Raw genomic sequence first — 14067 nt, forward strand, 5'->3', positions numbered from 1 at the left:
CTCGTGCCCAGCCCCTACCGCGCCCTGTTCGCCGCACCCGGCACCAGGGGCTTCTCCGCCGCGGGCTTCCTCGGCCGGATGCCGCTGTCGATGATGGGCATCGGCGTGGTCACGATGGTCTCCCAGCTCACCGGGCGCTACGGCCTCGCGGGCGCGCTGTCGGCCACCATGGCGCTGTCGGCCGCCGCGATCGGGCCGCGGATCTCCCGCCTGGTGGACCAGTACGGGCAGCGCCGGGTGCTGCGGCCGGCGACCCTGGCCGCCCTCACCGCGACCGCCGGACTGCTGCTCACCGCGCACCTCCGGGGGCCGGACTGGGTGCTGTTCGTCTGCGCGGCCGGGATCGGCTCGGTGCCCAGCCTCGGCGCGATGGTCCGGGCCCGCTGGGCGGCCCTGTACCGGGGCACTCCGCGGCTGCACACCGCCTACTCGTTCGAATCGGTGGTCGACGAAGTGTGCTTCATCATCGGGCCGATCATCTCCATCGGCCTGTCCACGGCCTGGTTCCCCGAGGCGGGGCCGCTGCTGGCCGCCTGCTTCCTGGCCGCCGGCGTCCTGTGGCTGACCGCCCAGCGCGCCACGGAGCCGGAACCGCATCCGCGCGGGCGCCGCGGCGACGGGACGGCACTGCGCTCGGCCGGGCTGCGGGTGCTGGTGGCGACCTTCGTGGCGACCGGCGCGATCTTCGGCGCGGTGGACGTGGTCACCGTCGCCTTCGCCGACGAACGCGGCCACAAGAGCGCCGCGAGCGTGGTGCTCGCCCTGTACGCGGCCGGCTCGTGCGCGGCGGGCGTGGTCTTCGGGCTGCTGCGGGTCACCGGGGCGCCGGAACGTCGCTGGCTCCTGGGCGTGGCGGCCATGGCCGTGAGTATGATCCCCCTCCTACTGGTCGGAAACCTGCCGCTTCTGGCCGTGACGCTGTTCGTTGCGGGACTGTCCATCGCGCCGACGATGGTCACCACGATGTCCCTCGTCGAAGAGCACGTACCACGCGCGCGGCTCACCGAGGGCATGACCTGGGTGAGCACCGGTCTCGCGGTCGGGGTCGCGTTCGGTTCGTCGGTGGCCGGCTGGGTGATCGACGCGGCCGGGGCGCGCGCCGGGTACGGGGTGCCGGTCGCGTCCGGGGCCGTCGCGATCGCGGCCGGTTTCCTCGGGTACCGCCGGCTCCGCAGGCCGGCCGCGGGTCGGGGAGGCACCGTTGGGCACCACAGCGAGCGCGAAGAACGGCACCTGGCGTAACTGGGGCGGCAACGTCTCCGCCCGCCCCGCCCGGCAGGTCGCCCCTGCCTCGGTGGAGGAGCTGGCCGCCGCGGTGCGCCGGGCCGCCGAGGACGGCCTGAAGGTGAAGGCGGTCGGCACGGGGCACTCCTTCACCTCCATAGCGGCCACGGACGGTGTGCTGATCCGCCCTCACCTGTTGACGGGCATCCGCGGCGTCGACCGGGACGCCATGACCGTCACGGTGGAGGCCGGCACCCCGCTCAAGAGACTCAACGCGGCCCTGGCGCGCGAGGGCCTGTCGCTCACCAACATGGGCGACATCATGGAGCAGACCGTCTCCGGGGCGACCAGCACGGGCACGCACGGCACGGGCCGGGAGTCGGCCTCCATCGCCGCCCAGATCAAGGGACTGGAACTGGTCACGGCCGACGGCTCGGTGCTCACCTGCTCCGAGAAGGAGAACCCGGAGGTCTTCGCGGCGGCGCGGATCGGCCTCGGCGCGCTCGGCGTCGTCACCACGATCACCTTCGCCGTGGAGCCGCTGTTCCTGCTGACCGCGCGCGAGGAGCCGATGCCCTTCGACCGGGTCCTGGCCGAGTTCGACCAACTCTGGGCGGAGAACGAGCACTTCGAGTTCTACTGGTTCCCGCACACCGGCAACACCAACACCAAGCGCAACAACCGCAGCGCGGGACCGGAGCAGCCGGTGGGGCGGTTGGCCGGCTGGTTCGAGGACGAGTTCCTCTCCAACGGGGTGTTCCAGGTGGCCCAGTGGGTCGGACGCGCGGCGCCCGCGACGATCCCCTCGATCGCCCGGATCTCCAGCAGGGCGCTGTCCGCGCGGACGTACACGGACATCCCCTACAAGGTCTACACCTCGCCGCGCCGCGTGCGCTTTGTGGAGATGGAGTACGCCGTCCCGCGCGCGGCCCTGGCCGACACGCTGCGCGAGCTCAAGGCCATGGTCGACCGCTCCGGACTGCGCGTCAGCTTCCCGGTGGAGGTGCGCACCGCGCCGGCCGACGACATCACCCTGTCCACCGCCTCCGGCCGGGACAGCGCGTACATCGCCGTCCACATGTACCGGGGCACGCCCCACCACGCCTACTTCACCGCCGCCGAGCGCATCTTCACGGCCCACGAGGGACGGCCGCACTGGGGCAAGCTGCACACCCGGGACGCGGAGTACTTCGCCGGGGTGTACCCGCGCTTCGGCGAGTTCACCGCGCTGCGCGACCGCCTCGACCCGGAACGGCTGTTCCAGAACGACTACTTGCGGAGGGTTCTGGGGGCGTAGCGCCTGCGGCCGCCGGCGGCGACACGCCGCGAACCCATTCGTTCCGTTTCCGGGGATTACGTGAAGTGCGCCACTTCCATGATCGCGGAGCGCGTTCGCGGGCGGCCAAGTCGTACCCCGTGCCAGAAGTTGGGCGGCGCGCCCATCCACGCACATGGTCCAAATGGAGTACTGTTGCGAGCCCTGGGTACGGTCTCCCACCAGGGTGTCCGGAACCTTGCAGGACCGCCGGGAGGGGGCTGGTTGCGCAGGGTGACGAAGGTCGTCACGGAGAGTTGCGAACAGGTAACCGTGCCATAACGGCGTTCCAGGGCCCGCGCCCGACACGCCGGGCAACTCGGCAAGGTTGTGGCAGGCTGCACCCGGGCAGGCCACACTCGACTAGCGGAAGCAGCGACGCACGTGACGTCGGCAGGCACCACCCGGGAGGTCCCCATGCCCGAACTGCGTGTCGTGGCCGTCTCGAATGACGGCACACGGCTGGTGCTGAAGGCTGCCGACTCGACGGAGTACACCCTTCCGATCGACGAGCGGCTGCGCGCCGCCGTGCGCGGCGACCGGCCCCGTCTCGGCCAGATCGAGATCGAGGTCGAGAGCCATCTCCGCCCCCGTGACATCCAGGCGCGGATACGTGCCGGTGCCACCGCCGAAGAGGTCGCCCAGATGGCCGGCATCCCGGTCGACCGGGTACGGCGCTTCGAGGGGCCGGTGCTGGCCGAGCGCGCCTTCATGGCCGAGCGGGCCCGCAAGACCCCGGTCCGCCGCCCCGGCGAGAACTCCGGCCCGCTGCTCGGCGAGGCCGTCCAGGAGCGGCTGCTGCTGCGCGGCGCCGAGAAGGACACCGTGCAGTGGGACTCCTGGCGCCGCGACGACGGCACCTGGGAGGTCATGCTCGTCTACCGGGTCGCGGGCGAACCGCACTCGGCGAGCTGGACGTACGACCCGCCCCGGCGGCTCGTCCAGGCCGTGGACGACGAGGCGCGCTCGCTGATCGGCGAGTCCGACGACCTCGCCGTGCCGGAGCCGAGCTTCCCGTTCGTGCCGCGCATCGCCCGCCTCCCGCGCGAGCGTTCGATGGACCGCGCGCTGGAGCGCAGCGACCGGGAGCGGCCGAGCCTGCCGGCGCAAGCGTCGGAGCCCGCCGAGGAGAGCACGGGTGAACGCGACTCGCTGACCAGCCTGCTGGAGGCGGTGCCGAGCTTCCGGGGCGACCTGGTGGTCCCGGAGCGGTCCCCGGACACCGCGGAGGAGCCCGCCGACGACCCCGAGGCGGAGGAGCCGCCGGCGCCCGCCGCCTCGGCCGGCTCGGCCTACGCGGACGTCCTCATGCCCCGCTCGGTGGGCAGCCACCGCGACCGGCTGATCGGCGCGACCGACCGTCAGGCCGAGGCCGACGGCGTCCGTCCCGGCCGCCGCGCGGCCGTGCCGAGCTGGGACGAGATCGTGTTCGGGACCCGGCGCAAGAAGCAGGAGTAGGAGCGGCGGCAAACGGGCCGTACGCCCGTCTGAGGCGGGGGCACACGCGTGCCCCCGCCGCCGCGGCCTACTGCGGGTCCGGCCCCACCACGACCGGCCGGGACGGGTCCGACGACCACTCCGACCACGAACCCACGTACAGGGCGGCCGGAATGCCCGCCACCGCCAGGGCGAGCACCTCGTGCGCCCCGGACACGCCCGAACCGCAGTAGACGCCGACCTCGTCTCCCTCGGACACCCCCAGGGCCTTGAAGCGGTCCCTCAGCTCCTCCGCGGGCAGGAACCGGCCGTCCGGACCCACGTTCTCCGTCGTCGGCGCCGACACCGCGCCCGGGATGTGCCCGCCGACCCGGTCGATCGGCTCCACCTCGCCGCGGTAACGCTCCCCCGCGCGCGCGTCCAGCAGCACGCCCGACCGGGCCAGGGCGGCGGCCGCGTCGGCGTCGAGCAGCCCGGCCGCGCCGGGCGCCGGTGCGAAGTCGCCCTCGGCCGGCGCCGGGACGTCGGTCGTCAACGGGCCCTGCCAGGCCGGCAACCCGCCGTCGAGGACCCGCACGTCCGGGTGACCCGTCCAGCGCAGCAGCCACCACGCGCGCGCGGCGGCCCAGCCGTGCCCGCCGTCGTAGACGACGACCGGGCGGCCCGCCGACACGCCCGCGCGGCGCATGGCAGCGCCGAACTCCGCGAGGCCGGGCAGCGGATGGCGGCCGTGCTCCCCGGGGGCCGAGGCCAGCTCCCGGTCCAGGTCGACGAAGACCGCGCCGGGGAGGTGCCCGGCCGCGTACTCGGCCCGGCCGTCGAAGGCAGGGGCGCCCGCCGCCTTCGCCACGCTCAGCTGCCAGCGCACGTCCAGCACGACGGGCGGGTGGTCGCCGGCCAGCTCGGCGGCGAGTTCGGATGCGGTGATGATGGCTGTCATGGCGTCCATCCTTACGCCAGGGGTGGCCGCGGAGTCCAGGTCCGGCTACTCTGCTCGGCCGGACGGGCTCGATCACCGGACGTAGGGGATCGAGCACACCCTGTACAGCCGACGGACACCCGCCGGCCATCGCCAGGAAGCGGCGAACGACGGCGGACCGGGCATCCTCGGCAGGACACCGCCGCGCGGCGGCGCGGCCCCGCGCGCAGGAACCGGCCAGGATGCGGGTACCGCCACGAGCGCACACGCTGCCGGCGGCACACCCCTTCCGGGGAGCGGAATCGACACGGCCACACGAGGGCCGGGGAGAGAGTGATCGATGACCGAGGCACGGGAGTCGGCCGGTCCACACGCGCGGACCGCGCCCGGCACACCCTGCTGGGTGAGCCTGATGGCACACGGGCTGACCGCGACCGAGGAGTTCTACGAGGCGCTGTTCGGCTGGGAGTTCCGGCCCGGCCCGCAGCAGCTCGGCCCCTACGTACGGGCGCTGCTCGACGGGCAGGAGGTGGCGGGCATGGGCCAGTTGCCGCCGGAGAACCGGCTGCCGATCGCCTGGACGCCCTACTTCGCCTCGGACGACGTGGACCGGACGGCCGAGCAGGTCCGGCTGTGCGGCGGCACGGTGGCGGTGGGCCCGCTGGACGCGGCCGACGCCGGGCGGCTGGCCATCGCCTCCGACCCGTCCGGGGCGGTGTTCGGCATCTGGCAGGGGGCGCCCCACCTCATCACCGCGCTCAGCGGCGTCCCGGGCACCCCGGCCTGGATCGAACTGCTCACCTTCGAGACCGAGAGCGTCGCCAAGTTCTACGAGACCGTGTTCGGTTACGCCGAGGAGCCGGTCGTCTCCGCCGACTTCGACTACGTCACCCTGCGGCTCGGAGGCCGCCCGGTGGCCGGACTGCACGGCGTGGGACACGCCCTGCCCCGGGACCGTGGGTCGCACTGGCTGACGTACTTCCAGGTCGCCGACGCCGACGAGACCCTGCGTCAGGTCACCGGCCTGGGCGGCCAGGTGCTCAAGACGGCCCACGACAGCCCGCACGGGCGCGTGGCGACGGTGGCGGACCCGGAGGGGGCGGTGTTCTCGGTCATCGAGAATCCCCGGTGAGCCGGCCGCCGGGACCTCACGCGGGCGACACCGGCAGCACGTCCGGCGACAGGGCCGCCGCGCGCGCCGACGCGGCGGTCATGCGGCGGCGGTGGTGGCGGCGGCACAGGACCTCGTAGCCGACCTCGCCCGCGGAGTGGTTGACGTCGCCGACGACCACCTGGGCGCCCTCGACCACCATCACGCCGCCTATCGTCCGGGCGTTGTGCGTGGCGCGGGCGCCGCACCAGCACAGCGCCTCCACCTGCAGCACCTCGATGCGGTCGGCCAGCTCCACCAGCCGCTGGGAGCCGGGGAAGAGCTTGGAGCGGAAGTCGGTGGTGATGCCGAAGGCGTAGACGTCCACGTCGAGGTCGTCCACCACGCGCGCGAGCTGGTCGATCTGCTCCGGGGCGAGGAACTGCGCCTCGTCGGCGATCACGTAGTCCGCGCGGCCGCCCTGGGAGAGGTGCTCGACGATGGAGGCGTACAGGTCCTGGCCGTCCTCGACCTCCACCGCGTCGGTGACCAGGCCCAGCCGGGAGGACAGCTTGCCCTCGCCCGCGCGGTCGTCCCGGGTGAAGATCATCCCGACGAGGCCGCGCGCGGAGCGGTTGTGCTCTATCTGCAGAGCCAGCGTGGACTTCCCGCAGTCCATCGTTCCGGAGAAGAACACCAGCTCGGGCATGAGGGGATGAGCACCTTTCGGGGCGGGGCAGGAGGAGGCAGGGGGTCAGGAGCGTACTTCGAGCAGCGGGACGAGCTGCTCGGCCGGGGTCATCGAGCCGTGGTTGCCGACCAGCGCGGACTCCTTGGGCTCCCGCTCGGAGGCGGTGATCAGGACGTCGTCGTGCGCGGCCGCGATCACGTCGCCGAGGCGCAGGTAGACGCGCTCGTCCACGTGCGGCCCGAACCAGCCAGCCGCGATCGCCTCGTCCCGCGAGGCCACCCAGAACTGCTCGCCGAGCACCTCGCGCCAGCAGGTCAGGACGTCGTTCTCGGCGCCCGGGACCGCGTAGACGTGCCGGGCGCGGCCCTCCCCGCCGAGCAGGGCCACGCCGGCGCGCAGCTCCCAGTCCGCGTCGAAGTCGATGCGGTGCTCGTCGTCGAACGGGATGTCGACCATGCCGTGGTCGGCGGTGACGTACAGCGCGGCACGCGGCGGCAGTTGCTCGGCGAGGCGCTGGACGAGCCGGTCGACGTACATGAGCTGGCCGCGCCAGGTGTCGGAGGCGATGCCGTAGCGGTGCCCGGCGCCGTCCAGCTCGGCGTAGTACGTGTACACCAGGGAGCGGTCCCCGCCGGCGAGTTGCTCGGCCGCCAGGTCCATGCGCTCCTCGCCGGTCAGCCGCCCGTGGAAGGTGCCACCGCTGAGCGCGACCTTGGTGAGCGGGGTCTGCGCGAAGGTGGGCGAGGACACCTGCGCGGCGTGCACGCCGGCCGCGTGGGCCAGCTGGAAGACGGTGGGGTACGGCTGCCAGGGGCCCGGCTCGGTGTACGGCTGCCAGCGGAGCTGGTTCATCAGCCGGCCGGTGTCCGGGTTGCGCACGGTGTAGCCGGGCAGGCCGTGGGCGCCCGGGGGCAGGCCGGTGCCGACGGAGGCCAGGGAGGTGGCGGTGGTCGCCGGGTAGCCGGCGGTGAGCGGGCGTCCGGTGCCGCCGCGGGAGCTGCCCAGCAGCGAGGTCAGGAAGGGGGCTTCGTCGGGGTGGGCGCGCAGCTGCTCCCAGCCGAGGCCGTCGACCAGGAAGACGCAGACCCGGTCGGCCGGGGCCAGTTCCGTGATGGCGGCGGTCGTGCCGGGGACGCCGAGGCCGGCGGCCAGGGTGGGCAGCAGGTCGGCGAGCGAGCCGGTGCCGTACTCGGGCAGCGGCGCGCTGGCGAGGGCGAGCGGTTCCGGGTGGCCCCAGGAGGTGGTCTGCGCCATCAGCGCGTGAGGTCCGCGGTCGCCTCGGAGATGGCCTGCGCGAAGGCGAGCGCCTGGCGCACCGTCTCCGGGCCGTCCCCGGCCTCGCTGACGCGCAGGCTGAGGTCGTCCGCCGTGGAGCTGCCCGTGTAGCCGTGATCGGCCTCGCAGTTCGGGTCGCCGCAGGCGGCGGGCTCCAGGTCGATGCGGCTGACCGCGCCCCAGCCGATGGTCAGCACGACCTCGCGGGGCAGCGTGCCCGGCACGTACTGCTCCGGGTTCGCGACCACCCGGCTGACCACCACGGACGAGATCCGGCCGAGCTTGACGGACTCCGTGGACGTCGTGGCGTACGGCGTCGGGGACGTGCCGTCGGCGGCCTGCTCGTCGGTGTGGCTGACGATGAAGCGGTTGCCGGTGAGGACCAGGACGGTGACGTGCCGGCGCACCTCGTTCTGGTCGAACGTCGTCTCCTGGTGGACCAGGTACGACCGGATGGGCTCGCCGCCCACAGCGGCCTCCACCGCCTCGGCCACGAGGGCCGGGTAGTAGCCGCTGCGCTCGATCGCCGTGCGCAGCCCCTGGGTCGTCGTACTGGTCTTGGCCATGGCGTCCATCCTAATCCGTGGGCAAGGGCGGTCCGGGCCAGTCGCGGGCACCCGGGGCGGCCTCCGCGCCCGGGCGCGGGTGCCCCGGCACGGGCTCCCGCCGGATCTCCGGTCGCTCGGCGGCGACCGGGCAGGACACGGGTTCCGGCCCGCCGGCGTCCGCCTCGAAGGCGACGACGAGCGCCGGTGGCTCGCCGAGGGCGCGCGCGTGACGCGCGGTCTCCTCGTCACTTACCCCGAGTGCGGGCCCGGCGATCTCCATCCCGTCCCCCCGTCCGCTCAGTACGCCGGCATCGTGCGCGGGCCGAGGTCGTCGCGGGCGGGTGGGGGCGCGAGGCGGACGGTGGCGCCGAGGACGCTGATGCCCTTGGGGGCGACGACGACCGGCTCCAGGGTGACGGCGACGACCTCGGGGTGGTCGTCCACGAGCCGGGAGACCCGCAGCAGCAGCTCCTCCAGCGCGGGGGTGTCGACGGGCGTGGAGCCGCGCCAGCCGAACAGCAGCGGCGCCGTCCGGATGGACCGCACCAGCGAGGTCGCGTCCCGGTCGGTGACCGGGACCAGCCGGTGCGCCATGTCCCCGAGCAGCTGGGACGCGGCCCCGGCGAGGCCGAAGGACAGCACGGCCCCGGCCGCCGGGTCGATCACCGCCCGCACGACCGTGTCGACCCCGCGCGGCGCCATGCCCTGCACCACCGGCCGCAGCTCCTCCGGCGGGCCGAACAGCCCGGTCAACTCGGCGTAGGCGCGGCGCAGTTGCTCCTCGTCGGCGAGGTCCAGCCGTACGCCGCCCAGGTCGGCGCGGTGCCGCAGGTGCGGGGCGGTGGCCTTCAGGGCGACCGGGTAGCCGAGGGCGCGTGCGGCCTCGGCGGCGGCGTCCGGGGTGGGCGCGGGGAGCGCCCGCCGCACCTGGATGCCGTACTTGCCGAGCAGCTCGCAGGTCTGCGCGTCGGAGGTGGTGAGGCCCTCCCCGCGCGCGAGCAGCTCCCCGATGAGCCGCGCGGCGCCCTTCTCGTCGACGTCGTCGAACTCCGGCACCCGGCCCGGGTCGGCGGCCTCCCGCCGCCACTGCGCGTACCGCACGGCTTCGGCGAGGGCGCGGACGGCCCGCTCGGCGGCGGGGTAGGCGGGGATGAGGGAGGTGCCCTCCGGTGGGGCCGGCCGCGCGGTGGGCGGCGGCTCCTCCTGGAGGACGCGGTCGACGCCGCCCTCGCCGCCCGGTGCCCTCCCGCCGGCCTGCGGCGCCGTGCTGGCCGCGGCCGACAGGGCCTGCGCGAGCCCCCCGAGCTCCACGTGCACGACGAGCACCGGCTTCCCGGGCATCGCGGCCGCCGCCGACCGCAGCGCCTGAGCCAGCTCCTCGTCCCCCGGCGACTCCTCCCCGATCGCGGGGATCGCCGTGACGACGACGGCGTCGTTCGTCTCGTCGGCCAGGGCCCGCACCAGCGCCCGGTGGAAGTCCTCCGCCGTGGCCCCGGTCGTCAGGTCCAGCGGACGCGAGGGCCGCAGTCCCTCGGCGAGGCAGCGGTCGTAGGTCAGCACCCCCAGCGACTCGGAGTTGCCGAGGATCGCCACGCGGGCACCCGCCGGCAGCGGCTGGCGGGCGAGCAGCAGGCCCGCGTCGACCAGTTCGGTGATCGTGTCGACCCGGATCACCCCGGCCTGCCGGAGCAGCGCGGACACCGTCGCGTGGGGCAGCCGCGTCGCCCGGACCGCGTGCCCCTGGGGGGCCGATCCGGCGCCCTGCACCACGACCAGCGGCTTGGCCGCGGCCGTGCGGCGCGCCAGGCGGGTGAACTTGCGGGGGTTGCCGATGGACTCCAGGTACATGAGGACGACGTCGGTGTCGGGGTCGTCGTACCAGTACTGCAGGACGTCGTTGCCGGAGACGTCGGCGCGGTTGCCGGAGGAGACGAAGGTGGACACGCCCGTGACTCCGGTGACGCCTCCGCCGCGCCGGTGCAGCCGGGACAGCAGGGCGATGCCGATGGCGCCGGACTGGGCGAACAGCCCGATGCGGCCGGGGCGGGGCATCTCCGGGGCCAGGGAGGCGTTCAGCCGGACGCCGGGCGCGGTGTTGATGACGCCGAAGGCGTTGGGGCCGACGATGCGCATGCCGTACGCGCGTGCCTGCCGGACGAGGGCCCGCTGCCGCTCGCGCCCCTCGGGCCCGCTCTCGGCGTACCCGGCGGAGAGCACGACGAGCCCCTGGACCCCGTGCTCCCCGCACTCGGCGACCACCGCGGGCACGTGCTCGGCCGGTACGGCGACGACGGCGAGGTCGACCGGGCCCTCGATGTCGCGCACCGAGCGGTACGCCGGCACCCCGTCGACCTCCGTCAGGTCCTCGGGGAAGGCCCGGTTCACGGCGTGCAGCCGGCCCGGGTAGCCGGCGTCCCGGATGTTGCCGAGGACGCTGCGGCCGACCCCGCCGCTCGCCCGGCCGACGCCGACGACCGCGACGGATCCCGGGGCCAGCAGCCGCCGTACCGAGCGGGCCTCGGCGCGCTGCTCCCGCGCGCGCTGGACGGCGAGCGAGCGGTCGGTGGGCTCGAGGTCGAACTCCAGGCGTACGACGCCGTCCTCGAAGCTGCGCTTCTGGGTGTACCCGGCGTCCGTGAACACCTTGATCATCTTGGAGTTGGCGGGCAGCACCTCGGCGGCGAAGCGGCGGATGCCCCGCTCGCGCGCGACGGCCGCGATGTGCTCCAGCAGGGCGGAGGCGACGCCGCGGCCCTGGTGGGCGTCCTGGACGAGGAAGGCGACCTCGGCCTCGTCGGCCGGACCGGAGGCGGGCATGCCGTCGGCGCCGATGCGGTCGTAGCGCACGGTGGCGATGAACTCGCCGCCGATCGTGGCCGCGAGGCCCACCCGGTCCACGAAGTCGTGGTGCGTGAAGCGGTGGACGTCCTTGGCGGAGAGCCGGGGGTACGGCGCGAAGAAGCGGTAGTACTTCGACTCGTCCGAGACCTGCTCGTAGAAGCTGACCAGACGGTCGGCGTCATCCACGGTGATGGGCCGGATGCGCGCGGTACCGCCGTCGCGCAGCACCACGTCCGCCTCCCAGTGGGCGGGGTACTCGTGCCGGTCCTGCCGGTCCGCCGGGCTCTGCATGGGGCCCAGGGTACGGCTAGCTTCTGACAACGGGGCAGGGCAGTCTTGGGGACGACGCCGGGCCGAGGCCGCGGGCCGGCGACACACCGGAGCGGGACGAAGGACCGCTCCGGGCACACCCCACGATGTGGGAAACTGGTCTAGACAACCCTGAAACCGAAGGGCAGCAACACATGGCTGAGCGCCGCGTCAACGTCGGCTGGGCCGAGGGCCTCCATGCCCGCCCCGCCTCCATCTTCGTCCGAGCCGCCACGGCCGCAGGCGTCCCGGTGACGATCGCCAAGGCCGGGGGCAACCCCGTCAACGCGGCCTCCATGCTGGCTGTCCTGGGCCTGGGCGCCCAGGGCGGTGAGGAGATCGTCCTCGCCTCCGACGCCGAGGGCGCGGACGCGGCCCTGGACCGGCTGGCCAAGCTGGTCGCCGAGGGTCTTGAGGAACTGCCCGAGACGGTCTGAGCGCCGGTCGGGAGCCGAGGAGCCGCGTCGCCCTTTTCGGGGCGGCGCGGCTCCGCCGTTTCGGACGGTAATTACAGGCGTCCGGAATTCCGGGCAGCAGGCAGCGGAAATACACCCCCGCTTATTGCCTTTCTTTGTATACAGCGCCCGTGTTAATGCCGCGGCCCCGACATGTTTACGGCACGTTGCGAAGTTCTCACACGGCCGGTGCGGTCCGGGCCGCCGGAAAGGCGCAGCCGGTGCGCGGCCGCCGCGCGCTCGCCGTGCAGCGCCGTGATCGCCCGCGCGCGCTCGCCGTCTCCGCGCGCCACCGCGTCCACGATCGCGCCGTGCTCCGCCCAGGACTCCACCGGACTCGGCGGGGCCTCCACCGTGTACATCCAGGCGATCTTGTGCCGCAACTGGGTGAGCATCGAGGTCAGCGAGGAGCTGCCGCAGGCCTGCGCGAGGGTCTCGTGGAACCAGCCGCCCAGCGAGCGCAGGTCCTCGCTGCTCCCCCGCCGGGCCCGCTCCTGCCCCAGTCTGACCAGGCCGCGCAGCACCTTCAGGTGGGCCTCGGTGCGCCGCTGAGCGGCCCGGGAGGCGCCGAGCGGCTCCAGCAGCATGCGCATCTCCAGCAGGTCGGCGGCCTCCCGCTCGGTCGGCTCGGCCACGCACGCGCCCGCGTGCCGGCGCGTCACCACGAAGCCCTCCGCCTCCAGGGTGCGCAGGGCCTCGCGGACGGGGACGCGGGAGACGCCGTAGCGGCGGGCGAGGACTTCCTCGGTGAGGCGGCTGCCGCGCGGGTGGACACCGGCCACGATGTCGTCCCGGATCGCCGTGCACACCGAGTGCGCCGGAATACGCATGACCGACCTCCGTCTTAATCCCCGTGAAACGCCGACGATGGACGTGTGTCCCGTGACTCTATGGCAATGAGCCCGAATTTCCGACGGCGGTCCGGAATCCATGCATATTTTTTGGACAGCGCCTGCGGGACGGTGCACGAAAAACGGCGAAAGCCCCGGCTCGGTGAGCCGGGGCTTTCGCGGAAGCGGTGCGGTGCCGCGTCAGACGTTCACGCCGTGCTTGCGGAGGTAGGCGATCGGGTCGACGTCCGAGCCGTAGTCGGGACCCGTGCGGGCCTCGAAGTGCAGGTGTGGGCCGGTGACGTTGCCGGTCGCACCGGACAGGCCGATCTGCTGGCCGGGGGTGACCTTCTGGCCCACGGTGACGCCGATGGACGACAGGTGGCCGTACTGCGTGTACATGCCGTCAGCCATCCGGATGACGATCTGGTTGCCGTAGGCGCCGCCCCAGCCGGTGGAGACGACGGTGCCCGAGCCCACCGCGTGGACCGTGGTCCCGACGGCCGCGTGGAAGTCGATGCCGGTGTGCGAGCCGGACGACCACAGGGAGCTGCTGGCCATGTAGCCCGTGGACACGTACGAGTGCGCGACCGGCGCGACGAACATGTTCAGGCGCTTGCGCTCGGCCTCCCGGGCGGCGCGCGCCTCGGCCTGGCGCGCCTGCTCGGCCCGCGCTGCGGCCGCCTTGGCCGCGGCCTCCTCGGCCGCCTTCTGCTCGGCGGCGATCTTCTGGACGGCGGCCTGCGCGTCGATCTGCTCGGCGACGTCGTCGCTCACGGTGATGACCGGGGTGAGGCCGGTCTGCTCGACGGGACGCTCCGCGGCGAGCGCCGGGGTGGCGGCGAGGGTGCCGACGACACCGGTGGTGGTGAGGGCCGCGACGCCGGCCGCGGTTGCGGTGGTGCGCTTGACCCGGCCGGGCTTGCGGTGCTTCCCGGTGGCGCACATGAACGCCATGTGGTGGCTTGTCCTTTCCTTCCCTCTCGCCTACCGGGTTAGCTGACGGGTTCGGAGCAGGAAGGTCTCCTACGGACCCCCTCGCTGGCGCGCGGGCGTCCGATTCACCCCAGGGACTGCGGTGGGTCCCCGGCTCCCCTGGCTCGCGCCATACGGGGACTCGGCGATGGCTGTCC

13 protein-coding genes and 1 riboswitch are annotated in these 14067 nt (G+C 73.9%); of the genes, 5 read left to right on the plus strand and 8 right to left on the minus strand.

Annotated elements, in window-relative coordinates:
- Positions 1 to 3: 3 nt before the first annotated feature.
- The 3 genes from AQJ66_RS29940 (at position 4) to sepH (ending at position 3997) form a co-directional block, all read left to right on the plus strand.
- Positions 4 to 1242: an MFS transporter gene (locus tag AQJ66_RS29940; protein WP_061928223.1), complete on the plus strand. Its 1239-nt coding sequence runs from the start codon at positions 4 to 6 to the stop codon at positions 1240 to 1242.
- Positions 1202 to 2521: a D-arabinono-1,4-lactone oxidase gene (locus AQJ66_RS29945; protein ID WP_061928224.1), complete on the plus strand. Its 1320-nt coding sequence runs from the start codon at positions 1202 to 1204 to the stop codon at positions 2519 to 2521. The genes AQJ66_RS29940 and AQJ66_RS29945 overlap by 41 nt, the downstream gene beginning before the upstream one ends.
- Before the next feature lie 435 nt (positions 2522 to 2956).
- On the plus strand, positions 2957 to 3997 hold the full coding sequence (gene sepH / locus AQJ66_RS29950) for a septation protein SepH (protein WP_061928225.1): 1041 nt from the start codon (positions 2957 to 2959) through the stop codon (positions 3995 to 3997).
- 67 nt (positions 3998 to 4064) lie between these two features.
- Here sepH and AQJ66_RS29955 read toward each other — a convergent pair whose 3' ends face one another.
- Positions 4065 to 4916, minus strand: coding sequence for a sulfurtransferase (locus AQJ66_RS29955; protein ID WP_061928226.1), 852 nt, complete (start codon positions 4914 to 4916; stop codon positions 4065 to 4067).
- A 319-nt stretch (positions 4917 to 5235) separates the two neighbouring features.
- Here AQJ66_RS29955 and AQJ66_RS29960 point away from each other — a divergent pair, with 319 nt between their 5' ends.
- The gene (locus tag AQJ66_RS29960; RefSeq protein WP_061928227.1) at positions 5236 to 6027 is read left to right on the plus strand and encodes a VOC family protein; all 792 of its coding nucleotides are present in this window, start codon (positions 5236 to 5238) and stop codon (positions 6025 to 6027) included.
- A gap of 16 nt (positions 6028 to 6043) precedes the next feature.
- Here the strand turns inward: AQJ66_RS29960 and AQJ66_RS29965 are convergent, their stop codons facing one another.
- From AQJ66_RS29965 to AQJ66_RS29985, 5 genes are read right to left on the minus strand one after another with little or no spacing between them, the layout of a single operon-like run.
- A complete protein-coding gene (locus tag AQJ66_RS29965) occupies positions 6044 to 6694 on the minus strand; it encodes a thymidine kinase (RefSeq protein ID WP_061928228.1) in 651 nt (216 codons plus the stop codon).
- Positions 6695 to 6739: 45 nt separating this feature from the next.
- Positions 6740 to 7930 (minus strand): alkaline phosphatase family protein, encoded by a 1191-nt coding sequence (locus tag AQJ66_RS29970; protein ID WP_061928229.1) that lies wholly within the window; start codon positions 7928 to 7930, stop codon positions 6740 to 6742.
- Positions 7930 to 8526: a DUF5998 family protein gene (locus tag AQJ66_RS29975; RefSeq protein ID WP_061928230.1), complete on the minus strand. Its 597-nt coding sequence runs from the start codon at positions 8524 to 8526 to the stop codon at positions 7930 to 7932. The genes AQJ66_RS29970 and AQJ66_RS29975 overlap by 1 nt, the downstream gene beginning before the upstream one ends.
- Position 8527: 1 nt before the next feature.
- Positions 8528 to 8779: a hypothetical protein gene (locus AQJ66_RS29980; protein ID WP_061928231.1), complete on the minus strand. Its 252-nt coding sequence runs from the start codon at positions 8777 to 8779 to the stop codon at positions 8528 to 8530.
- 17 nt (positions 8780 to 8796) lie between these two features.
- Complete coding sequence (locus AQJ66_RS29985; RefSeq protein ID WP_208611485.1) at positions 8797 to 11631, minus strand: bifunctional acetate--CoA ligase family protein/GNAT family N-acetyltransferase; 2835 nt, start codon at positions 11629 to 11631, stop codon at positions 8797 to 8799.
- Positions 11632 to 11804: 173 nt separating this feature from the next.
- On the opposite strand from AQJ66_RS29985, the gene AQJ66_RS29990 reads away from it, so the two are divergent.
- The gene (locus AQJ66_RS29990; RefSeq protein WP_030563197.1) at positions 11805 to 12086 is read left to right on the plus strand and encodes an HPr family phosphocarrier protein; all 282 of its coding nucleotides are present in this window, start codon (positions 11805 to 11807) and stop codon (positions 12084 to 12086) included.
- A gap of 152 nt (positions 12087 to 12238) precedes the next feature.
- Here the strand turns inward: AQJ66_RS29990 and AQJ66_RS29995 are convergent, their stop codons facing one another.
- The gene (locus AQJ66_RS29995; protein ID WP_061928232.1) at positions 12239 to 12934 is read right to left on the minus strand and encodes a GntR family transcriptional regulator; all 696 of its coding nucleotides are present in this window, start codon (positions 12932 to 12934) and stop codon (positions 12239 to 12241) included.
- A 201-nt stretch (positions 12935 to 13135) separates the two neighbouring features.
- A complete protein-coding gene (locus AQJ66_RS30000) occupies positions 13136 to 13891 on the minus strand; it encodes a M23 family metallopeptidase (RefSeq protein WP_061928233.1) in 756 nt (251 codons plus the stop codon).
- A gap of 12 nt (positions 13892 to 13903) precedes the next feature.
- Positions 13904 to 14067, minus strand: a riboswitch (cyclic di-AMP (ydaO/yuaA leader).

This window comes from Streptomyces bungoensis, assembly GCF_001514215.1.
Classification (GTDB): Bacteria; Actinomycetota; Actinomycetes; order Streptomycetales; family Streptomycetaceae; genus Streptomyces; species Streptomyces bungoensis.